This window comes from Micromonospora sp. NPDC048887, assembly GCF_040649715.1.
Taxonomy (GTDB): Bacteria; Actinomycetota; Actinomycetes; order Mycobacteriales; family Micromonosporaceae; genus Micromonospora.
Genome location: NZ_JBEZGA010000020.1, coordinates 1 through 22107, shown reverse-complemented (window position 1 = coordinate 22107; position 22107 = coordinate 1). Strand labels below are relative to the sequence as shown.

Sequence of the window (22107 nt, the reverse complement as noted above, 5' to 3'; positions counted from 1 at the left end):
TTGCGCCGGTTTCATCACCAAGGAGCACCCGCAGCATGAGCAGTGAGCGCCTGGCCGCCCTCCTCGACGAGTACGCCGAGCTGGAGCGGCGGCTGGCCGACCCGGCCATCCACGCCGACCAGGGCACCGCCCGGCGGGTCGGCCGTCGATACGCCGAACTGGTTCCGCTGCACAAGGCGGCCGGCGAGCTGGAGCAGGCCCGCGCCGACCTGACCGCCGCCCGGGAACTGGCCGCCGAGGACGCGTCGTTCGCCGCCGAGGCGGACACCATCGCCGCCTCCCTGCCGGCCCTTGAGGAACGGCTCGCGGAACTGCTCATCCCGCGCGACCCGCACGACGCCAAGGACGTGATCGTCGAGATCAAGGCCGGTGAGGGCGGCGAGGAGTCCGCGCTGTTCGCCGGGGACCTGCTGCGGATGTACACCAGGTACGCCGAGCGGCACGGCTGGGTCACCGAGGTGATCGACGCGCAGGACTCCGACCTCGGCGGCGTCAAGGACGTCTCGCTGGCGATCAAGAGCAAGGGCGTGCCGGAGGGCGGCAACGGCGTCTGGTCCCGGCTCAAGTGGGAGGGCGGCGTGCACCGGGTGCAGCGCGTACCGGTCACCGAGTCGCAGGGCCGCATCCACACCAGCGCCGCCGGGGTGCTGGTGCTGCCCGAGGCGGAGGACGTGGACGTCACCATCGACCCGAACGAGCTGCGCATCGACGTGTTCCGCTCGTCCGGCCCCGGTGGGCAGTCGGTGAACACCACCGACTCGGCGGTCCGCATCACCCACGTGCCGACCGGCATCGTGGTCTCCTGCCAGAACGAGAAGTCCCAGCTGCAGAACCGGGAGCAGGCCATGCGCATCCTGCGCGCCCGGCTGCTCGCCGCCGCCCAGGAGCAGGCGGACGCGGCGGCGTCGGACGCCCGCAAGGCGCAGGTCCGCACCGTGGACCGGTCCGAGCGGATCCGCACCTACAACTTCCCGCAGAACCGGATCACCGACCACCGCATCGGCTACACCGCGTACAACCTGGACCTGGCCCTGGCCGGCGAGCTGGACGGGGTGCTCGACGCACTGGCCGAGGCGGACCGCGCGGCCCGGCTGGCCGGCGAGACCGAGCTGTCCCGCCGCTGACCGCACGGGGTGTTAAGCGGGGGCCCCTGCTCTACCGGAGGCGTTAACAGGGGGCCCTTCCTTACCGCTCAGCTCGCCCGCAACCGGGCCTTGGCGCGCAGCATCTCCCGGTCGGCCAGCTCGAACGCGGCGCCGAGCGCCTCCCGGACGCTCACCGTGGTGCTGCCGTCGACCTCGGCGAAGCCGATCGTCACCCCGACCGGCGTGCCGGGGACCAGGGACTCCCAGTCCTCGGTGCGCACGGCCGCCTCGATCCGGCGGGCCACCTCGACCGCCTCCGGCATGCCGGTGTCGGGCAGCACCACGACGAACTCGTCGCCGCCGTAGCGGGCCACGAAGTCACCCCGCCGCATCACCCGGTTGATCACTCCGGCCACCCGTTGCAGCACCAGGTCGCCGGAGTGGTGGCCGTGACGGGTGTTCACCGCCTTGAACCCGTCGAGGTCGCAGACGCCGATCACGACCCGTTCGCCCCGGGACACCACGGCGCCCAGGTAGCGCTCCAGCCGGCGCCGGTTGGGCAGGCCGGTGAGCGGGTCGGTGAGTGCCTCGCCCTCGTACCGGGCCGCCTCGCGGCGCATCTCCTCGTGGTCGATCCGGGCGGCGATGCCGTCGATGTAGACGTCCCGCAGCCGGTCGCTGCGCTGTGCCGCCAGCCGGAACGCGTGCCGGTCGGCCCGGTGCGCGCCCGCGTGGTCACCGGCCCGGGCCAGCGCCACGCTGCGCAGCCGGGGCGCCTCGGCCGCGCCGAGCGTCTCGGCGGAGACCCGGAGCGAGTCCAGCCGGGTGACCGCCTCGATCGGACGGCCGTCGGCCACCGCCAGGCAGACCTGACCGAGCTGGCGCAGGTCGCGGGCGCGGGCGCTGTCCCCGCCGTGGCCGAGCAGCCGGTTCGGGTCGGCGTCCCCGGCGGACTCCACCCGGTCGCCGAGCGCGGCCCGGCGGGCGGCGGCGTAGCCGTACGCGGCCAGGCTGCTCGGGCGCAGGTTGCCGGCCCGCCCGCCGCGCAGGAACCGGGCCAGGTCGCCGGCCACGTCGCGCAGCACCCGCAGGCAGCCGTCGCTGTCGCCGTTGTGGTCGAGCGCGACCGCGTTACGCAGCCGGATGCCCGGCGCGGCGAACGTCTCCTCGGGGATGCCGACGCTGAGCCCGACCTCCCGGGCGCGCTCGATCGCGCCGAGCGCGTGGCCGTGGAAGCTGAGGTACGAGTACGCCATCGCCAGGTCGTGCCAGCCCCAGGCGGTGTCCCGGTCGGGGGTGTCGTCGGCGCCGAGCGCGCGGGCGGCCCGGACCAGGTGCGTCACGCACCTGTCGAGCGCGCCCTGGTGGTGGGCGGCGAGCGCGGCCAGCGCGTTGAGGTGCCCGTGCAGGTAGGGCTCGGCCAGGTCGCGTACGGCGGCGGAGGCGTCCTCGACAGCCCTGGTGAACTCGGCGGTCCGGCCGAGGTTGATCAGCGCGGACAGGCGTTGCACGAGCGCGTCGGCGCGGGCGTACGGGTCGGCCGTGGTGCGGATGACGCGGTCGAGCAGGGCGCACGCCTCCGCGGACCGGCTGGCTTCCTGGAGGGACCGAGCGCGGCGGAGAGCGTCAACCTGGTCCTCGACCTGGTCGAGCCAGCCCACTCGCGACCTCCCTGCGGTGTGCGCCCGGACGCACCCGTTCGTGAGGTGGGCCGCTACGCCTCATGATTATTGCGTGACAGCACTCCCGCAACACCCGTCCGAAGGGACAGAACGCGAACGCCCGTCGCTGGTGATCAACCGGGTGGCGCGCGCGCTCGCGGCGGCCGGCGTCGAGGCGCCCCGCGCCGAGGCCGAGCAGCTCGCCGCGTACGTCCTGGAAGTGCCGCGTGGCCGGCTGGCGCTCGCCGACGGCTTCACCCCGGCGCAGCGTGACCGCCTGGACGCCCTCGTCGGGCGGCGGGTGACCCGGGAGCCGTTGCAGCACCTGCTCGGCTCGGCCGGTTTCCGGCACCTGGAGTTGGCGGTCGGGCCGGGTGTCTTCGTGCCCCGGCCGGAGACCGAACTGCTGGCCGGCTGGGGCGTCGAGCGGGCCCGGGAGCACGCCGCGCCGCTCGTGGTCGACCTGTGCAGTGGTTCCGGCGCGATCGCCCTCGCCGTCGCGCAGGAGGTGCCCGCGGCCCGGGTGGTGGCGGTGGAGCGGTCCCCGGCCGCGCTGGCCTGGCTGCGTCGCAACGCGGCGGACCGGGCCGCCGCCGGGGACCGGCCGGTCGAGGTGGTGGCCGCCGACGTGACCGACCCGGAGCTGCTGGCCGGCCTGGCCGGGCGGGTCGACGTGCTGCTCTGCAACCCGCCGTACGTGCCGAGGTCGGTGATCGTGCCGCCGGAGGTGGCCGGGCACGATCCGGACGAGGCGGTGTTCGGCGGCGCGGACGGGCTGGACGTGATCCGCCCGGTGGTGCGCCGGGCCGCCGAGCTGCTGCGCCCGGGCGGCGTGATCGGCGTCGAGCACGACGACACGCACGCGGAGGAGGTGCCGGCGCTGCTGCGCGGTGACGGCCGCTACGACCGGGTCGAGGAGCACCGGGACCTGGCCGGGCGGCCCCGCTGGGCGAGCGCGTCCCGGCGGGCGGACGGCACCCACCCCGACCCCGGCCGGGCGTGGCAGACTGACTCCTCGTGATGCTCTACGACTGTCGGTCGCTCGCCGACCGGGACCGCGGCATCGCCGCTGCCATCGAGGCCGTCAAGAACGGGGAACTCGTCGTCCTGCCGACCGACACGGTCTACGGCGTCGGGGCGGACGCCTTCACCCCGTACGCGGTGAAGGCTCTGGCGGACACCAAGGGTGGCGCCCGGCAGGCGCCCCCGGTGCTCATCGGCTCCCGGCACACGCTCGACGGCCTGGTCTTCTCGCTGCCCGGCGCGGCCCGCGACCTGGTCGAGGCGTTCTGGCCGGGCGCGCTGACCATCGTGGTGGAGCACTCGCCGAGCCTCGCCTGGGACCTGGGCGACAACAGCGGCACGGTGGCGGTGCGGATGCCGCTGCACCCGGTGGCGCTGGAGGTGCTGCGCGAGACCGGGCCGATGGCGGTCGCCTCGGCGAACAAGGTCGGCCAGCCCGCCGCGCTCACCGCCGAGGAGGCGCGCGACCAGCTCGGTTACGGCGTCCGGGCGTACCTGGAGGCCGGGCCGGCGGTGGACCCGGTGCCGAGCACCATCGTCGACCTGACCGGCGACGTGCCGCGGGTGCTGCGCGAGGGCGCGGTGACGCTGGCGAAGCTGCGGGAGGTCGTGCCGGACATCCTCGACGAGCGGGGGGTCTGAGTGCCGCCCTTCACCGTCCTGCACGTCTGCATGGGCAACATCTGCCGGTCGCCGATGGCCGAGCGGCTGCTGCTGCTCGCGGTCCGCGAGCGGCTGGCCCGCCTCGACGTCGACCCGGCCGGGTCGGACGCGCTGGTGCACAGCCACAGCGCCGGCACCGGCGGCTGGCACGCGGGGGAGGAGATGAACCCGCCCGCCGCCCGGCAGGTGGTCTCGCGCGGCGGCGACACCGAGGGGTTCGCCGCCCGGCGTCTGCGCTCCGACCTGATCGACGCCGCCGACCTGGTGCTCACCGCCACGGCCGACCAGCAGGAGTACGTGGTGGCGTTGCGGCCGGACGCCGCCGCGCGCACGTTCGTCCTCGGTGAGTTCGGCCGCCTGCTCGGCGGGCTGGACCGCGCCGCCCTGCCGCCGGCCGAGCCGACGCCGGACGCCGTGTTCGCGCGCGGTGTCGCGCTGGTGGCGGCCGTCGACGCGGCCCGGCAGAACGCCTCCGCGCTGCCCACAGACGATCTGGACGACCCGTGGGGCCGGGGCGACCAGTGCTTCAGCCGGGTCGCGGACGAGATCGAGGAGACGGTGCAGCCGCTGGCTGCCGCGCTGTTGCCCTGAGATTCATCCTTCCTCGCGAACTTTCTGCGCCTTTCTCGGAAGGTGGCGGCCAAAGCGCACATTCGGGCCATTCTGAACGGGTCCGTACGGCCGGCTCCTGCGGGGAGAGCTGATGAACCGGGCCTATCTCGACAAGCTGTTCACCGTTGTGCTGGCCGGCGTGCTCGCCGGACTGGCCCTGGCCGCCGCCGCACTGCCGGCCGCGCTCGTCTTCGGGCTGGGCGTGAAGAACCTGATGCCGTACACCGCGCTGCCGGAGGCGCTCAGGACGCCGCAGCCGGCGCAGCGCTCCAACCTGTACGCGAGCGACGGGCGGACGCTGATCACCTCGTTCTACGTCGAGGACCGGGTGGACGTGCCGGTCGGCGAGGTGGCACCGGTGATGCGCGACGCCATCGTGGCCGCCGAGGACGTGCGCTTCTACGAGCACCACGGCGTGGACGTGCGCGGCGTGGCGCGGGCGTTCACGGCCAACCGCCGCGAGGGCACCCGCCAGGGCGCCTCCACGCTGACCATGCAGTACGTGCGCAACGCGCTGGCCGGTGACCCCCGGCTGACCGAGGAGCAGCGCGCCGCCGCCACCGAGATCACCGTCGGCCGCAAGATCCGCGAGATGCGGTACGCGCTGACGCTGGAACGGCAGGTCGGCAAGGACGAGATCCTCGGGCGCTACCTGAACATCGCGTACTTCGGCGCCGGGGCGTACGGGATCGCCGCCGCCAGCAAGCGCTACTTCTCCACCACGCCGGACCGGCTCACGCTGGCCCAGGCCGCGCTGCTCGCCGGGCTGGTCCGCTCCCCGGCCGACGACCCGATCAGCGGCGACGCCGACTCGGCCCGGCAGCGCCGGGCGTACGTGCTGGACCGGATGGTGGAGACCGGCCGGGTCGGCGCGGCGGACGCCGAGGCGGCGAAGGCGACGGAACTGGCCCTCAAGCCGAACACCACCCCCAACGACTGCGCCGCGGTCTCCGCCGAGCACAACGACTGGGGCTTCTTCTGCGACTGGTTCACGCAGTGGTGGAACGCCCAGCCGGCGTTCGGCGAGACCGCCGACGAACGGCAGCGCACACTGCGCCGCGGCGGCTGGAAGATCGTGTCCTCGCTCGACCCGGACGTGCAGGCCAAGGCGAGCGAGCAGGTGCGGGAGATCTACCCGGAGACGATCGCCCGCGCGGCGCCGACGGCCGTGGTGCAACCGGGTACCGGCCGGGTGCTGGCGATGGCGGTGAACCGCGCCTACGGCGCGGCCGCCAACCCGGACGGGCAGCAGAACTACCCGAACACGGTCAACCAGCTCGTGGCCGGCGGTGGCGGCATCACCGGCTACCAGGCGGGCTCGACGTTCAAGCTGTTCGCGCTGCTGGCCGCGCTGGAGTCCGGGCTGCCGCTGGACACCGAGTTCGACGCCCCGCGCGTCTACGTGACGCAGTACCCGGTCGGCGCCGGCCCGGCGAGTTGCGGCGGCCGGTGGTGCCCGGAGAACGCCAACGCCTCCTGGATGGACGGCGACCGGGACATGTGGGACGCGTTCGGGCGCTCGGTGAACACGTACTTCGCCTGGCTGACCGAGCGCGTCGGCGCGGACCGGGTGGTCGAGATGGCCCAGCGGCTGGGCATCGTGTTCCGCGCTCCGGCGGATGCCCGGATGGCCCGCGAGGGTGCCAAGAGCTGGGGGCCGTTCACGCTCGGCGTCTCCGCCACCACGCCGCTGGACCTGGCCGGCGCGTACGCCGCGGTGGCCGCCGAGGGCACGTGGTGCCGGCCCACGCCGGTCACCTCGATCACCGACCCGTCCGGCCGCAGGGTCGCGGCCGGGAACGCCGACTGCCGGCAGGTGCTGGACACCGAGGTGGCCCGCGCGGCGGCCGACGCCAGCCGCTGCCCGGTCGGCGACCAGTCGATGTACCGGCGCTGCGACGGCGGCACGGCCGAGGAGTTGGCCCCGGGCCTGCGCCGGCCGGTGGCGGGCAAGACCGGCAGCTCGGAGCGGAACGCCACCGAGACGGTCGTGGCGTTCACCCCGCAGCTGTCGGTGGCGACGATCGCCGCGAACCCGGACGATCCCCGGGACGCGGTCGGTGGTGGCGTGCAGAAGCGGCAGATCGCCGCCGTGGGCCGCATCCTGGCGTGGTCGCTGCGCGACGAGCCGGTACGCGACTTCGTCCCGCCGGGCCAGGCCGTGGCCTTCCAGCACACCAGCCCGCGCACCGGCAACTGAGAGTCAGCTCGTCGACCTGCCGTACCGAGCGACCATGGTCCGGACGGCTTCGTCGACGACAGCTGCCGTGCGCTCGGGGGTGACCGTCCAGTCCGGGAGGACCAGGCGCGGCCAGAGCAGGTAGTTGGAGATCATCCCGAGGAAGTGCGTGGCGGCCATCTCCGGGTCGGCGACGTCGGCGACCCCCGCGTCGTGTTCGGCCGAGAGGTAGATCCGGACGGACTCGAAGTACGGCAGTTTGCCCTGCGCGAAGTGCGCTCTGGCCAGTTCGGGGAAGCGCGGCAGTTCGGCGATGACGATGCGGAACAGGTCGGTCATCTCCGGCCGGCTCAACAGCGTCGCGTAGTGCCGCCCGAGAACCGTCAAGCCGGCCGCCAGGTCACCGGTGGGCGGCACGTCGGCGACGTCGTTGCGGGCCCACGAGTCGACGACGATCGCGTCGAACAATGCCGCCTTCGTCGGGAACTGCTTGAACAGCGTCGCCTTCGACACGCCGGCGCCGGCGGCGACGCGTGCCAGTGAGGCCCGGTCGTAGCCCAACTCCAGGAAGAGCTCGGTGGCGGCCTGCACGATCAGCGCGCGCTTCTCCTCCGCCACGCGCTGGTGATAGGCCGACGGCGCTGGGGTCATGCGCCCATCGTAGCGAGGTGAGTGGGTTGACTCACCATGTGCGGCGGCGTAGCTTCGAAATGGTGAGTCAATTGACTCACCACCCGTTTCCCGGGTTGTCGTACCGCACGTACCGGAGGATCCGATGTCCCGCTTCGCCAATCAGACAGTTCTCGTGACCGGCGGCACCGGCGGGCAGGGGGCCAGCCACGTTCGCGCCCTGCACGCCGAAGGCGCAAACGTCGTCATCGGTGCGATCGACGCCGAGCGGGGCGCCGGCCTCGCCGCCGAGCTGGGCCACCGGGCACGGTTCGTCTCCCTGGACGTCTCCCGGGAGGAGTCGTGGGCCGCCGCCGTCGCGGAGACCGAGAAGGCGTTCGGCGCGCTCACGATCCTGGTCAACAACGCCGGGGTGCAGAACCCACCGGCCCTCATCGAGTCCACCGACCGGGCCACCTGGGCGCGCATCCTCGACGTCAACCTCACCGGCACCTTCCTCGGCATCAGGGCAGCTGCCCCGGCGCTGCGGCGCGCGGGCGGAGGAGCGATCGTCAACATCGGCTCCACCATGGGCTTCGGCGGCACCGCCTTCTACGCGCCCTACGTCGCCGGCAAGTGGGCGGTACGAGGGCTCACCCGGACCGCCGCGCTGGAGCTTGGCCGCGACAACATCCGCGTCAACGCGATCCACCCCGGCGTGGTCGACACGCCGTTCATCACCGAGCCGGCGGCCGGCAGCGACGCCCCGATCGCCGACTTCTACTCGCCCGAGCCGTTCGCCGTACCGCGACTCGGGCAGCCCGCCGACGTCACCGCGCTGCTGGTGTTCCTCACGTCGCCGGACGCGGCCTTCATCACCGGAGCCGAGTACGTCATCGACGGAGGGCTGCTGCTCGGCCCCGCGCTGCGGAAGGAAGCCGCGTGAGGCCCGCCGTGCCCGGCGCTTCTTCCTAACCAACCTGGTGTTCGGCGCCCCGGGCGATGTTGCGGGCCATGCCGCCGAAGACGACGGCGTGGAACGGCGCCACCGACGCCCAGTAGAGGTGGCCGGGCAGGCCGCGCGGGAGGAACACGGCGCGCTGGACGTACCGGCTGCGGCCGTCCCCGTCCGCCTCGGCGCGCATCTCCAGCCAGGCCCGGCCGGGCAACCGCATCTCGGCGCGCAGCCGCAGCAGCTCACCCGGGACGATCTCCTCGACCCGCCAGAAGTCCAGCGCCTCGCCGACCTGGAGCCGGTGCGGGTCGCGCCGGCCCCGGCGCAGCCCGACGCCGCCGATCAGGCGGTCCATCCAGCCGCGCACCGACCAGGCGAGCGGGAACGAGTACCAGCCGTTCTCGCCGCCGACGCCCTCGATGACCCGCCACAGCGCCGTCGGCGGCGCGTCCACCGTCCGCTGCCGCACATCGGTGTACGCGGTGCCGCCCGACCAGCGCGGGTCCGACGGCAGCGGCTCGGCGGGGGCGTCCGGCCCGCTCGCGTTCGACCAGCGCGTCTCCACCTGCGCGTCGCGCACCTTTGTGAGCGCCAGCTCGACCGCCTGGTCGAAGCCGGTCAGCCCGCCCGGCGGGTCCGGCACGTACCCGGCGATGTCGTGCTCGTGCGCCACCGCCTCGTGCACCAGGCTCTCCACCAGCGGCCGGGCGATCGCGTTCGGCACTGGCGTGATCAGGCCGACCCAGTGCGACGACAGGGACGGGGTGAGCGGGCGGACCGGCAGGATGACCCGGGGTCGCAGTCCGGCCACCCGGGCGTACCGCTGCATCATGTCGGAGAACGTCAGCACGTCCGGGCCGCCGATGTCGAAGGCCCGGTTGACGTCGGCCGGCAGGTGCGCGCAGCCGACCAGGTAACGCAGCACGTCCCGGACCGCGATCGGCTGGATCCGGTTGCGCACCCAGCGCGGGGTGACCATCGCCGGCAGCCGCTCGGTCAGGTAGCGCAGCATCTCGAACGAGGCTGAGCCGGACCCGATGATCACGGCGGCGCGCAGCACCGCCGTCGGCACCCCGCTGTCCAGCAGGATCCGCGCGACCTCCGCCCGGGAGCGCAGGTGCGCCGAGGGCAGGCCGTCGCGCTCCGCCGGCTCCGGCCCGCCGAGATACACGATCCGGCGTACGCCGGCGGCGCGCGCCGCCTCGGCGAAGTTCGTCGCCGCCTCCCGGTCGGCCGCCTCGAAACCGCGCTGGCCCAGCGAGTGCACCAGGTAGTACGCCACCTCCACGCCGGCGAACGCGGCCGGCAGCGTCTCCGGCCGGCGCAGGTCGCCCTCGACGATCTCCGCCTCGGCCGCCCACGGCACGTCGCGCAGCCGCCCGGCCGTGCGGGCCAGGCAGCGTACGGGGTGCCCCTCGGCCAGCAGCCGGGGCGCGAGGCGTCCGCCGATGTAGCCGGTCGCACCGGTGACGAGGCATCTCACGGCATCCAGTGTGCGGCTCCGTAGACTCCTTCGCTGTGGAGAACGCGAGGGACACCTTCTGGGGGCCGGACTTCCAGCAGCTCAGTACCGTCGACCCGGAGATCGCCGAGGTGGTGCTGGGGGAGCTGGACCGGCTGCGCGGCGGTCTGCAACTGATCGCCAGCGAGAACCTCACCTCGCCCGCGGTGCTGGCCGCGCTGGGTTCCACGCTCACCAACAAGTACGCCGAGGGCTATCCGGGCCGGCGCTACTACGGCGGCTGCGCCGAGGTGGACCGGGCCGAGGAACTGGCCGTGTCCCGGGCGAAGGAGCTGTTCGACGCCGAACACGCGAACGTCCAGCCGCACTCCGGGGCGAGCGCCAACCTGGCCGCGTACGCCGCCCTGATCCAGCCGGGCGACACGGTGCTGGCGATGGACCTGCCGCACGGCGGGCACCTGACGCACGGCAGCCGGGTGAACTTCTCCGGCAAGTGGTTCCACCCGGTCGGCTACACCGTCCGGCCGGACACCGGACTGATCGACTACGACGAGGTACGCGACCTGGCCCGGGCGCACCGGCCAAAGATGATCATCTGTGGCGCGACGGCGTACCCGCGCCTGATCGACTTCGCCCGCTTCCGGGAGATCGCCGACGAGGTCGACGCGTACCTGATGGTGGACGCCGCGCACTTCATCGGCCTGGTGGCCGGCGGGGCGATCCCGTCCCCGGTGCCGTACGCCGACGTGGTCACCGCGACCACCCACAAGGTGCTGCGCGGCCCGCGCGGCGGCATGATCCTCTGCCGTGAGCCGCTCGCGGCCCGGATCGACAAGGCGGTCTTCCCGTTCACCCAGGGCGGCCCGCTGATGCACGCCGTCGCCGCCAAGGCGGTCGCGCTGCGCGAGGCCGCGCAGCCCGAGTTCCGCACGTACGCCGCCCAGGTCGTCGCCAACTCCCGCGCGCTCGCCGACGGGCTGGCCGCGGAGGGACTGCCGCCGGTCTCCGGCGGCACCGACACCCACCTGGCCCTGCTCGACCTGCGGGAGACCGGGGTGACCGGCGCGCAGGCCGAGGCCCGCTGCGACGCCGCCGGCATCACGCTCAACAAGAACGCCATCCCGTACGACCCGCGGCCGCCGTCGGTGGCCTCCGGCATCCGGGTGGGTACGCCGAGCGTCACCACCCAGGGCATGCGGGAGGGCGAGATGCGCCGGATCGCGGGGCTGATCGCGCGCGCGGTACGCACCGATCCGGGCGCCTCCGGCGGCGCCGACGCGCTGACCGGGATGGCCCGCGAGGTCGCCGAGCTGGTCGCCGCCTTCCCGGCGTACCCCCGATGACGGCGCCACGGGCGGGCGAGCCCGGCGCCATCCGGTCCCGGCTGAACCACCTGCGGCTGCCGCTGCTGGCGTGCGCGGCCCTCGCGGTGGTGGGGGTGCCGGCGGCGGCGCTGCTGCGCGGCCCGACCGGCGCGGCCGGGTTCGCGGCCGGCGTGGCGCTGGTGATCGTCAGCTACCTGATCTCCAGCGTCTCGGTGGCCTGGGCGGACGCCGTCCACCCTCGGATGATCATGTCGGTCGGGCTCGTCACCTACGCCACCAAGATCGTGATCCTGGGCGTGGTGATGGCCGCCGTGGCGGCCACCGGCTGGCCCGGCCTGCCGGCCATGGGCGTGGCCATCATCGCGGCGGTGGTGGTGTGGACCGGAGCGCACCTGACCTGGGCGATGAGGTCCCCGCTGCCCACCTTCAAGCCGCGTGACGACGACGAGTGACTTTGCGGAATCGTGTCCGGTACGGCGGGTGCCCTGACGGGCGCGACAGGAGTAACGTGGCGCGAGGTTGACGCGCCCGCAGTACGGCCCGCACGCTGCCCGCAGTGTGGGGGGTGCCGCACATCCCCGCGCGCCCCTGCTGATATTGTTCGCCACGTCATGGCCGATGACCCCCACTCCCACAAGTCCGACGAGCACTCGTCGGAGGGTGTGGCAGGCGCCGTCGTGGGTTACCTGCTCGCCGGCATTCTGGTGTGGGGTGGCCTCGGCTGGTTGGCGGAACGGTTCTTCGGTCTGCCAGCCGGCATCGGGGTCGCCGTCGGCATGATGCTCGGCGCGGCCGGGGCGATCTACCTGATCATGAAGAGGCTCAGTGCCTGAGTTCCGGCACACGCGGGTCTGTTGAGTGCGGAGGATGACACGGTGAGCGGACAGCTGGTCGTCGCCCAGGACCTTCCCTGGCCCCCCAGCGTCGGGGATTTCTACCCGCCGGACGTGGCCGGCCCCTGGGTCACCAAGTTCAGCATCATGATCTGGATCGCCGTCGCGCTGCTGATCATCTTCTTCGTGGCCGCGTACCGGAAGCCGAAGCTGGTGCCGGGCAAGGGCCAGTGGGCGGCGGAGGCGGTCTACGGGCTCGTCCGGGACAACATCGCCCGGGAGCAGATGGGTAACGCGGGCATCCGCTTCGCGCCCTACCTCACCGTGCTGTTCAGCTTCATCCTGCTGACAAACATCTTCAGCATCGTGCCCGGCCTGCAGATCTCGCCGAACTCGCACATCGCGTTCCCGATCGTGCTCGCCGCCATCTCGTACGTCATGTACAACTACGTCGGCGTCCGCAAGCACGGCCTCGGGAAGTACCTCAAGCAGAGCCTCATCCTGCCCGGCGTGCCGTGGCCGATGCACTTCCTGCTGATTCCGATCGAGTTCCTGCAGAACTTCGTCGTCCGGCCGGTCACCCTGGCACTGCGGCTCTTCGCCAACATGTTCGCCGGCCACCTGCTCCTGCTGGTCTTCACCGTCGGCGGCTTCGTGATGCTCGGGTCGAGCAGCGTCTTCGTCCAGGCGACCTCGGTCTTCTCCTTCGCGATGGCGATCGTGATGGCCTTCTTCGAGGCGCTGGTGGCGGTGCTGCAGGCATACGTCTTCGTCACGCTGAGCGCCAACTACATCGGCACGTCGCTGGCCGACGAGCACTGAGATCCGGCTCGGCGGGCACCCGGCCCGGCCAAGCATCTGGTACCGACCGCGTACACGTGAGCCCTCACGTGTGAACTAGGAGGAATACCCGCAATGAACGTTCTTGCCGAGATCGGTGGCAACGTCAACACCATCGGCTACGGCCTCGCCGCCATCGGCCCCGGTATCGGTGTGGCCCTGGTATTCGCGGCCTACATCCAGTCGAGCGCCCGCCAGCCCGAGTCGGCCGGCTACAACCGCACCTGGCTGGTGCTGGGCTTCGCCCTGGTCGAGGCGCTGGCGCTGTTCGGCCTGGTGCTCGCCTTCGCCGTTAGCTGACGCGAGCTCCCCCGATCCGGAGGTCTGACATGTATCTCGCCGCCGAAGGCGCGCACAATCCGATCTTGCCGATCTGGCAGGAGATGGTCGTCGGAACGATCTCCTTCGCCCTGCTCGTCTTCGTCCTGCTGAAGTTCGTCATGCCCCGCATGGAGGCGATGTACCAGGCGCGGGTCGACGCGATCGAGGGCGGCATCAAGCGCGCCGAGGCGGCTCAGGCCGAGGCGAACCAGCTGCTCGAGCAGTACCGGGCCCAGCTCGCGGAGGCGCGTACCGACGCCGCCAAGATCCGCGACGACGCGCGGGCCGACGCCGACGGCATCCGGCAGGACATCCTCGCCAAGGCGCGTGAGGAGTCCGACCGGATCATCGCCGCCGGCAAGGAGCAGCTCGCCGCGGAGCGGGCCACCATCGTGCGCGAGCTGCGCACCGAGGTGGGCACCATCGCGGTGGACCTGGCCAGCAAGATCGTCGGCGAGTCGCTTGCCGACGAGGCGCGTCGCAAGGGCACCGTCGACCGGTTCCTGAGCAATCTCGAGAGCACGGGGGCCCGCTGATGCAGGCCGCCAGCCGGGAGTCGTACCGGGCCGGGGCCGAGCGCCTCGACACGTACGTCCGCGGCGCGGAGCCGTCGGCGGTGGCTGCCACCGCCGACGACATCCTCTCCGTCGCCGCCCTGCTGCGGCGCGAGCCGCGGCTGCGCCGGGCGCTCTCCGACCCGGCCCGGGCCGGCGCCGACCGCTCCGGTCTGCTCGGCGACATGCTGCGCGGCCGGATCGGCGCGGAGGCGCTCGACCTGCTCACGTCGATGGTGTCCGGCCGCTGGTCGGCCCCGACCGAGCTGCTCGACGGTGTCGAGCGCCTGGGCGTGGAGGCACTGCTGGCCAGCGCCGACCTGGCCGGCGAGCTGGGCGAGGTCGAGGACGAGCTGTTCCGCTTCGGGCAGGTCGTCGCCGGTTCCGCCGAGCTGTCGAACACGCTCTCCGACCCGATGGCCGCGGTCGAGCGGCGGGCCGAACTGGCCCGGCAGCTGCTCGCCGGCAAGGCCCAGCCGGTGACCGTCAGCCTCGTCGAGGCCGCGCTCGCCGGCTTCGGGGGACGCTCCTTCACCGGTGCGCTCACCCGGCTGGTCGAGCTTGCCGCCGACCGGCGGGACCGTCAGGTCGCGTACGTGACCGTGGCGGCTCCGCTGACCGAGGAGGAGGAGCGACGCCTCGGTGCCCGCCTCTCGGAGATGTACGGTCGGGAGGTCTCCGTCAAGCAGACGGTCGACCCCGACGTGCTCGGCGGGGCGCGCGTACAGGTCGGCTCCGACCTGTACGACGGCACCGTCCTGCGTCGCCTCAACGAGACCCGCAACGCGCTCGCGAAGCGCTGACCAGCGTCTTAGCAGCCCTGATTCGATGCCATCGGACCGGTCGGTACTAGGTATCCCGGGCCCTGAGATACTTAAGGAAGCAGAGGATGGCCGAGCTGACCATCTCGACGGAGGAGATCCGCGGCGCCCTGGAGCGCTACGTCTCTTCCTACACGGCCGACGTCTCCCGCGAGGAGGTCGGCACCGTCGCCGACGCCGGTGACGGCATCGCCCACGTCGAGGGCCTCCCCTCGACCATGACCAACGAGCTCCTGGAGTTCGAGGACGGCACGCTCGGTGTGGCGCTGAACCTCGACGTCCGGGAGATCGGTGTCGTCGTCCTCGGTGACTTCGGCGGGATCGAAGAGGGTCAGCGCGTCAAGCGCACCGGCCGGGTGCTCTCGGTGCCGATCGGTGACGCGTTCCTCGGCCGCGTGGTGAACGCGCTCGGCGAGCCCATCGACGGCCTCGGTGACATCGCCAACGAGGGCTACCGTGAGCTGGAGCTCCAGGCCCCGAACGTGATGTCCCGCAAGTCGGTCGACGAGCCGCTGCAGACCGGCATCAAGGCCATCGACGCGATGACCCCGATCGGCCGCGGCCAGCGTCAGCTGATCATCGGTGACCGGAAGACGGGCAAGACCACCGTCGCCCTGGACACCATCCTCAACCAGCGCGAGAACTGGCGCTCCGGCGACCCGAAGAAGCAGGTCCGCTGCATCTACGTCGCGATCGGCCAGAAGGCCTCCACCATCGCCTCCATCAAGGGGACGCTGGAGGAGGCGGGCGCGATGGAGTACACCACCATCGTCGCCTCCCCGGCCTCCGACCCGGCCGGCTTCAAGTACCTCGCGCCCTACACCGGCTCGTCCATCGGGCAGCACTGGATGTACGGCGGCAAGCACGTCCTGATCGTCTTCGACGACCTGAGCAAGCAGGCCGAGGCGTACCGCGCCGTGTCGCTGCTGCTGCGCCGCCCGCCGGGTCGTGAGGCCTACCCGGGTGACGTCTTCTACCTGCACTCGCGTCTGCTGGAGCGCTGCGCCAAGCTCTCCGACGAGCTGGGTGGCGGCTCGATGACCGGCCTGCCGATCATCGAGACCAAGGCGAACGACATCTCGGCGTTCATCCCGACCAACGTCATCTCCATCACCGACGGCCAGATCTTCCTGGAGACCGACCTGTTCAACCAGGGCGTCCGGCCGGCCATCAACGTCGGTACCTCGGTCTCCCGGGTCGGTGGCGCCGCGCAGGTGAAGCCGATGAAGAAGGTCGCCGGCTCGCTGCGGCTGAACCTGGCCCAGTACCGCGAGCTGGAGGCGTTCGCCGCCTTCGCCTCCGACCTGGACCGGGCCTCCCGGGCTCAGCTGGACCGCGGTTCCCGGCTGGTCGAGCTGCTCAAGCAGCCGAACTACTCGCCCTACCCGGTGCAGGAGCAGGTCGTCTCCGTCTGGGCCGGCACCGAGGGCAAGCTGGACGACGTCCCGGTCGGCGAGGTGCGCCGCTTCGAGTCGGAGTTCCTGCAGTACCTCCGGCACAAGCACGAGGGTGTCCTGGCCTCGATCGCGGACCACAAGTGGGGCGACGACATCATCTCCTCGCTCGACTCGGCGATCACCGAGTTCAAGCAGCTCTTCCTGGGCAAGGAGGAGGAGGTCCGGATCAACGAGGCGCCGGCCAAGCCGCTGGAGGGTGAGCAGTCCCGCGAGACGGTGACCCGCCTGCGCGACGGCGCCGAGCGCCCGGCCGAGAGCTGATCCGATGGCCGCCCAGGTACGCGTTCTCCGGCAGCGGATCCGTTCCGCCAAGGGGATGAAGAAGATCACCAAGGCGATGGAGCTCGTCGCGACGAGCCGCATCGCCAAGGCCCAGGCCAAGGTGGCGGCCTCGCTGCCGTACGCCGAGGCGATCACCGGCGTGCTGACGGCGCTGGCCTCGAACGCGCGGATCGACCACCCGCTGCTCACCTCGCGCGAGCGGGTGCGGCGGGCGGGCGTCCTGCTGGTCACGGCCGACCGGGGTCTGGCCGGTGGCTACAGCTCGAACGCGATCCGGACCGCCGAGTCGCTCATCGCCCGGCTGCGCGCCGACGGCAAGGAGCCGGTGCTCTACGTCATCGGCCGCAAGGGCGTGGCGTACTACCGGTTCCGCAGCCGGGAGATCGCGGGAAGCTGGACCGGCTTCTCGGAGCAGCCGACGTTCGCCGACGCCCGCGAGGTCGGTGACACGCTGATCAAGGCGTTCACCGCCGGCGCGGACGACACGGACGGGGACGCCGGTGCCGACGGGATCCTCGGCGTGGACGAACTGCACATCGTCTACACCGAGTTCAAGTCCCTGATGACGCAGAACCCGGTGACCCGGATCATCGGCCCGATGCAGGTCGAGGACCGGCCGCGGTCCGAGGGCGCGCTGCCGGCGTACGAGTTCGAGCCGGAGCCGGAGTCGCTGCTCGACGCCCTGCTGCCGAAGTACATCAACACGCGGATCTTCGCGGCGTTGCTGGAGTCGGCGGCCAGCGAGTCGGCCGCCCGCCGGCGGGCGATGAAGAGCGCCACCGACAACGCCGAAGAGATGATCGAGAAGTACACGCGTGAGATGAACTCGGCCCGTCAGGCCGGGATCACCCAGGAGATCAGTGAGATCGTCGGCGGCGCGAACGCGCTGGCCGCGTCGGGAAGTGAAGTGTGATGACTGTATCCGCAGTTGAGACCAAGACGGCCACGGGTCGCGTGGTCCGGGTCATCGGCCCGGTCGTCGACGCCGAGTTCCCGCGCGACGCCATGCCGGAGCTGTTCAACGCCCTGCACGTCGACGTGACCCTCTCCGGCGGTGAGAAGACGCTGACCCTGGAGGTCGCCCAGCACCTGGGTGACAACCTGGTCCGCGCCATCTCGATGCAGCCGACCGACGGTCTGGTCCGCGGCACCGACGTGCGCGACACCGGGGCGCCGATCAGCGTGCCGGTGGGTGACGCGGTCAAGGGCCACGTCTTCAACGCGATCGGCGAGTGCCTCAACCTCACCGAGGGCGAGACCATCGAGGCCGACGACCGGTGGGGCATCCACCGCAAGGCACCGGCCTTCGCGGACCTGGAGCCGAAGACCGAGATGCTGGAGACCGGCATCAAGGTCATCGACCTGCTCGCCCCGTACGTCAAGGGCGGCAAGATCGGCCTGTTCGGCGGTGCCGGCGTGGGCAAGACGGTGCTCATCCAGGAGATGATCACCCGTGTGGCCCGGAACTTCGGTGGTACCTCTGTCTTCGCCGGCGTGGGTGAGCGCACCCGCGAGGGCAACGACCTCATCGCCGAGATGACCGAGTCGGGCGTCATCGACAAGACCGCCCTGGTGTACGGCCAGATGGACGAGCCGCCGGGCACCCGGCTGCGGGTCGCGCTGTCCGCGCTCACCATGGCGGAGTACTTCCGTGACGTGAAGAAGCAGGAGGTGCTGCTCTTCATCGACAACATCTTCCGCTTCACCCAGGCCGGTTCCGAGGTCTCCACGCTGCTCGGCCGCATGCCGAGCGCCGTGGGTTACCAGCCGACCCTGGCCGACGAGATGGGCCAGCTCCAGGAGCGGATCACCTCCGTCCGGGGCCAGGCCATCACCTCGATGCAGGCGATCTACGTGCCCGCCGACGACTACACCGACCCGGCGCCGGCCACCACGTTCGCCCACCTCGACGCGACCACCAACCTGGAGCGGTCGATCTCCGACAAGGGCATCTACCCGGCCGTGGACCCGCTGGCGTCCTCGTCCCGGATCCTCGCCCCGGAGTTCGTCGGCGAGGAGCACTTCGCCGTCGCCACCGAGGTGAAGCGGATCCTGCAGCGCTACAAGGACCTGCAGGACATCATCGCCATCCTCGGTATCGAGGAGCTCTCCGAGGAGGACAAGCTCACCGTCGGGCGCGCCCGCCGGATCGAGCGGTTCCTCTCGCAGAACACGTACGCGGCGGAGCAGTTCACCGGCGTACCCGGCTCGACGGTCCCGATCTCCGAGACCATCGACGCCTTCCGCCGGATCAGCGAGGGGGAGTTCGACCACTTCCCGGAGCAGGCGTTCTTCATGTGCGGCGGCCTGGACGACCTCCGGGCCAAGGCCAAGGAGCTGATGGGCGAGGAGGGCTGAGAGCCCGCTCACACCCACGAGGGCCGTCCCGGCGGAAGCCGGGGCGGCCCTCGCCTGTTCGGCGCAGCGCTCTATCAGATGCCCGCTTCTCCGGCAAGCGGTTCGCCGGATCACGCGCTACCGTTTCTGACACGACTTCACATCCCGGCCGTTGATCTCTGCAACCAAACGGACCCCCGTGCCCGTCTTCCTACCCGAGGGCGCGACGATTGGAGATGCTCGTGGGCGGTAAGGGCGGCACGGATCGCGGCAAGCGGTCCATGTGGCGCGGCGTGCCCCGGTGGGCCCGCGTCTGCACCATCCTCGGCATCGTCATGGTGGTGCTCAGCGGCTCCGTGCTGATCGGCTCACGTGCCCTGGTCGCCCGCTACGAGGGATCGGTGGGCAAGGCCGACCTCTTCGGCGACCAGGCCGCCGGCGCCAACGAGAAGAAGAGCGACATCAAGGGGCCACTCAACATCCTGCTCGTCGGCGTGGACCCGCGGACGTCCACCGCCCGGCCACTGGCCGACTCGATCATGGTGCTGCACGTGCCCGCCAGCATGGACCGCGGCTATCTCTTCTCGCTCCCACGCGACCTGCGGGTGGACATTCCGGCGTTCCCCAAGGCCGAGTACGCCGGCGCCAACGACCGGCTCAACGCGGCCATGTCGCACGGCAGCAACGTGCCGGGCCAGAACCCCAGCACCGTTCAGGGCTTCGAGTTGCTCGCCAAGACCGTGCAGGGCGTCACCGGCATCAAGCGCTTCGACGCCGGGGCGATCATCAACTTCAGCGGTTTCAAGAAGATCGTCGACGCCATGGGCGGTGTCGACATGTACATCGAGCGGGAGGTGCGCTCCGAGCACCTCCAGCCGGACGGCACGCCGCGCCAGCTCAGGCCCGGCGGCGGGGGCTACCTCGGACCGCAGGCGGTGTACAAGAAGGGCAACGCCCACCTCAAGGGCTGGCAGGCGCTGGACTACGTCCGGCAGCGCTACCCCAAGAACGGCGTGCCGGACGGCGACTACGGCCGGCAGCGGCACCAGCAGCAGTTCGTCAAGGCGATGGCGAGCCAGGCGTTCAGCGCCGACGTGGTGACCAACCCGGTCAAGCTGGACCGGGTGCTGCGCGCCGCCGGGAAGTCACTGGTGTTCAACGGCCGGGGCAACAGCGTGGTGGACTTCGGGCTGGCCCTGAAGGACATCCGCCCCGACGCGATCGAGACGATCAAGCTGCCGGGCGGCTCGATCGGCACCGGCGGCAACTACCGGGGCGAGGAACTGCTCGAACCGGCGGAGGACTTCTTCACCGCGCTGCGCACCGAACAGCTCGACGCGTTCCTGCTGGAGCACCCCGACTTCATCCAGAAGACCAAGTAGCCTGAGCGGGTGCGGGGCCGTGGTGGCAGGGCTCTCACCACCCGCGTTGGGTGGGCTGCGGGGGCGCGACTAGACTTTCGGCAATCCGCCGCCGCAGCAAGGAGACAGCGTGGCACAGCAGCTTCACGTCGAGCTCGTAGCCGTCGAGGAGAAGGTCTGGACCGGCGAGGCCGAGATGGTCGTCGCGCGGACGACCGAGGGTGAGCTCGGTGTGCTGCCAGGGCACGCACCGCTGCTCGGCCAGCTCGCCGAACCCAGCCAGGTACGCATCAAGCAGGCCGGTGGCCAGCAGATCGCGTTCGACGTGGACGGCGGCTTCCTGTCGGTGACCGGTGAGGGCGTCACAGTCCTCGCCGAGAGCGCAACCCCCGCCACCCCGGCCCGCTGAGCCGACCCGCCGATGGAGATCGTCGAAGGGATCGGAATCGGCTTCGCGATCGTCGTCGTCGCGCTTCTGATCCTCTTCATCCGGCGGGCCCTGTTCACCCGTAGCGGTGGCATCATCCGGCTGAGCGTCCGGGTCAACACGATCCTCGACGGTCGTGGCTGGTCACCCGGGTTCGGTCGCTTCGTGGGCGACGAGCTCCGCTGGTATCGCATGTTCAGCTTCGCGCTGCGTCCCAAGCGGGTGCTCTCGCGCAAGGGGCTGGCGGTCGAGCGCCGCCGGCTGCCCGAGGGGCAGGAGTGCATGTCGATGCCCGCCGAGTGGGTGATCCTGCGCTGTACCAGCCACCACGCCCCGATCGAGATCGCCATGGCGCGATCCACTGTCACCGGATTCCTGTCCTGGCTCGAGGCCGCCCCACCCGGGGCGGTCTCGCCGCGTCTGGCCTCCCAGGACTGGCCCGCCGCCTGACCGTCCCCGCGCGCGCAACCAACAGCGCCGCCGAGCCCCACCCACCCCGTCACCGCGGACCTCCTCCTCCAGCCCCGCGCGATCTTGCACTTGCGTACCCCACAAACCTCGCAAACAGGGCATGCCAGAGGCCAAAACTGCAAGATCGCGCGGAGGACCTCCCGGGGTCGGCTCTCGTCCCCGTTCTTCTTCGCCGGCTTCTCGTCCCTGCCGCCCAGTCCTCGGCGACCGCCTCCAGCCCGGTCGATCATGAGGTTGGCGGCGACAAACCGGACACCAGCTGCCGTCAGCCTCATGATCGACCGCACTCGGCGGGTGCCCGGGGGGATTTCGCCGGTGATCAAGGGGTTTGCGTTCTCGTTGGCGCAGAAAGCTGCCGCAAAGTCCTTGATCACAGGTGGCAGGGCGCGGTGCTGGGGGCGGGCTTGGGGGTTTGGGGTGGGTGTCTGGTTCGGGGGTGGTGGGTGGCACTCTGGGGGTGGAATCGTCGGCGGGTCGGTGGCGTTGTAACCGGGTGAACGACCGAGTAAGGGCTCGCCCCAGGCGGGGCGGTATCCGTGAAGGTCCGGGAATCATCCCGGGCTGCCGGTCGTTGGACATGGTTCCGGCGCCGCGACGTGGCACCCCCTGCCCCGCGAGCAGCCGGATCCCCCGAGACTTTTTGAGCGCCTGACGGTGCCACGTGCCTTCCCCCGGGTGCGTCGACCCCCGAATGGAGCCCCCTCATGAACACGATCCTGCGTAAGAGCATTCTCGGTATCGCTGGTCTGGCTTTCACCGGTGGCGTGTTCGCCGGTCCGGTCGCGGCCCACGCGGCGGACACCACCCACGCGGCCAAGCCGGTCTCGGC

Annotated in this window: 21 protein-coding genes and 1 pseudogene; 19 read left to right on the top strand and 3 right to left on the bottom strand. The window is 71.7% G+C overall.

The window, feature by feature from the left end; genetic code table 11:
- Positions 1-35: 35 nt before the first annotated feature.
- Complete coding sequence (gene prfA / locus AB0C17_RS25110; protein WP_357383880.1) at positions 36-1124, top strand: peptide chain release factor 1; 1089 nt, start codon at positions 36-38, stop codon at positions 1122-1124.
- A 68-nt stretch (positions 1125-1192) separates the two neighbouring features.
- Here prfA and AB0C17_RS25105 read toward each other — a convergent pair whose 3' ends face one another.
- Positions 1193-2746 carry a GGDEF domain-containing protein gene (locus tag AB0C17_RS25105; protein ID WP_357474647.1) on the bottom strand — a complete coding sequence of 518 codons (1554 nt, stop codon included), beginning with the start codon at positions 2744-2746 and terminating at the stop codon, positions 1193-1195.
- Positions 2747-2819: 73 nt separating this feature from the next.
- Between AB0C17_RS25105 and prmC the strand changes: the two genes are divergently transcribed.
- From prmC to AB0C17_RS25085, 4 genes and pseudogenes are all read left to right on the top strand, one after another.
- A complete protein-coding gene (gene prmC / locus AB0C17_RS25100) occupies positions 2820-3767 on the top strand; it encodes a peptide chain release factor N(5)-glutamine methyltransferase (protein ID WP_357480699.1) in 948 nt (315 codons plus the stop codon).
- Positions 3758-4411, top strand: a pseudogene (locus AB0C17_RS25095) (L-threonylcarbamoyladenylate synthase); the annotation flags it as partial. The gene prmC and the pseudogene AB0C17_RS25095, both read left to right, overlap by 10 nt.
- Positions 4412-5023, top strand: a complete 612-nt coding sequence (locus tag AB0C17_RS25090; protein ID WP_357480696.1) for a phosphotyrosine protein phosphatase — start codon at positions 4412-4414, stop codon at positions 5021-5023. It abuts the pseudogene before it with no gap.
- 112 nt (positions 5024-5135) lie between these two features.
- A complete protein-coding gene (locus tag AB0C17_RS25085) occupies positions 5136-7244 on the top strand; it encodes a transglycosylase domain-containing protein (protein WP_357383889.1) in 2109 nt (702 codons plus the stop codon).
- 3 nt (positions 7245-7247) lie between these two features.
- On the opposite strand, the gene AB0C17_RS25080 is transcribed toward AB0C17_RS25085, so the two are convergent.
- Positions 7248-7874 (bottom strand): TetR/AcrR family transcriptional regulator, encoded by a 627-nt coding sequence (locus AB0C17_RS25080; protein WP_357383891.1) that lies wholly within the window; start codon positions 7872-7874, stop codon positions 7248-7250.
- Positions 7875-7998: 124 nt separating this feature from the next.
- On the opposite strand from AB0C17_RS25080, the gene AB0C17_RS25075 reads away from it, so the two are divergent.
- A complete protein-coding gene (locus AB0C17_RS25075) occupies positions 7999-8778 on the top strand; it encodes an SDR family oxidoreductase (RefSeq protein ID WP_357480694.1) in 780 nt (259 codons plus the stop codon).
- Between the two features lie 25 nt (positions 8779-8803).
- On the opposite strand, the gene AB0C17_RS25070 is transcribed toward AB0C17_RS25075, so the two are convergent.
- Positions 8804-10270 (bottom strand): SDR family oxidoreductase, encoded by a 1467-nt coding sequence (locus AB0C17_RS25070; protein ID WP_357480691.1) that lies wholly within the window; start codon positions 10268-10270, stop codon positions 8804-8806.
- Between the two features lie 35 nt (positions 10271-10305).
- Between AB0C17_RS25070 and glyA the strand changes: the two genes are divergently transcribed.
- The 13 genes from glyA (at position 10306) to AB0C17_RS25005 (ending at position 21257) form a co-directional block, all read left to right on the top strand.
- The gene (gene glyA / locus AB0C17_RS25065; RefSeq protein WP_357383897.1) at positions 10306-11592 is read left to right on the top strand and encodes a serine hydroxymethyltransferase; all 1287 of its coding nucleotides are present in this window, start codon (positions 10306-10308) and stop codon (positions 11590-11592) included.
- Entirely contained in the window at positions 11589-12026 is a 438-nt protein-coding gene (locus AB0C17_RS25060; RefSeq protein WP_357474669.1) for a hypothetical protein, read from the top strand. Before glyA ends, AB0C17_RS25060 begins: the two co-directional genes overlap by 4 nt.
- A gap of 159 nt (positions 12027-12185) precedes the next feature.
- Positions 12186-12407, top strand: coding sequence for a hypothetical protein (locus AB0C17_RS25055; protein WP_269704359.1), 222 nt, complete (start codon positions 12186-12188; stop codon positions 12405-12407).
- Between the two features lie 42 nt (positions 12408-12449).
- Positions 12450-13229: a F0F1 ATP synthase subunit A gene (gene atpB, locus AB0C17_RS25050; protein WP_043328655.1), complete on the top strand. Its 780-nt coding sequence runs from the start codon at positions 12450-12452 to the stop codon at positions 13227-13229.
- Positions 13230-13322: 93 nt separating this feature from the next.
- On the top strand, positions 13323-13547 hold the full coding sequence (atpE, locus tag AB0C17_RS25045) for an ATP synthase F0 subunit C (protein WP_018789141.1): 225 nt from the start codon (positions 13323-13325) through the stop codon (positions 13545-13547).
- A 29-nt stretch (positions 13548-13576) separates the two neighbouring features.
- Positions 13577-14104 (top strand): F0F1 ATP synthase subunit B, encoded by a 528-nt coding sequence (locus AB0C17_RS25040; protein ID WP_357383902.1) that lies wholly within the window; start codon positions 13577-13579, stop codon positions 14102-14104.
- Positions 14104-14925 carry a F0F1 ATP synthase subunit delta gene (locus AB0C17_RS25035; RefSeq protein WP_357383904.1) on the top strand — a complete coding sequence of 274 codons (822 nt, stop codon included), beginning with the start codon at positions 14104-14106 and terminating at the stop codon, positions 14923-14925. Before AB0C17_RS25040 ends, AB0C17_RS25035 begins: the two co-directional genes overlap by 1 nt.
- Positions 14926-15011: 86 nt before the next feature.
- On the top strand, positions 15012-16661 hold the full coding sequence (gene atpA, locus AB0C17_RS25030) for a F0F1 ATP synthase subunit alpha (protein WP_357480688.1): 1650 nt from the start codon (positions 15012-15014) through the stop codon (positions 16659-16661).
- 4 nt (positions 16662-16665) lie between these two features.
- Entirely contained in the window at positions 16666-17595 is a 930-nt protein-coding gene (locus AB0C17_RS25025) for a F0F1 ATP synthase subunit gamma (RefSeq protein ID WP_354871302.1), read from the top strand.
- Positions 17595-19040 (top strand): F0F1 ATP synthase subunit beta, encoded by a 1446-nt coding sequence (gene atpD / locus AB0C17_RS25020; RefSeq protein ID WP_357474674.1) that lies wholly within the window; start codon positions 17595-17597, stop codon positions 19038-19040. The genes AB0C17_RS25025 and atpD overlap by 1 nt, the downstream gene beginning before the upstream one ends.
- 215 nt (positions 19041-19255) lie before the next feature.
- Positions 19256-20401 carry an LCP family protein gene (locus AB0C17_RS25015; protein WP_357383932.1) on the top strand — a complete coding sequence of 382 codons (1146 nt, stop codon included), beginning with the start codon at positions 19256-19258 and terminating at the stop codon, positions 20399-20401.
- Positions 20402-20510: 109 nt separating this feature from the next.
- On the top strand, positions 20511-20789 hold the full coding sequence (locus AB0C17_RS25010) for a F0F1 ATP synthase subunit epsilon (protein WP_357383911.1): 279 nt from the start codon (positions 20511-20513) through the stop codon (positions 20787-20789).
- 12 nt (positions 20790-20801) lie between these two features.
- Positions 20802-21257 carry a DUF2550 domain-containing protein gene (locus AB0C17_RS25005; RefSeq protein ID WP_357383913.1) on the top strand — a complete coding sequence of 152 codons (456 nt, stop codon included), beginning with the start codon at positions 20802-20804 and terminating at the stop codon, positions 21255-21257.
- Positions 21258-22107: the final 850 nt, after the last annotated feature.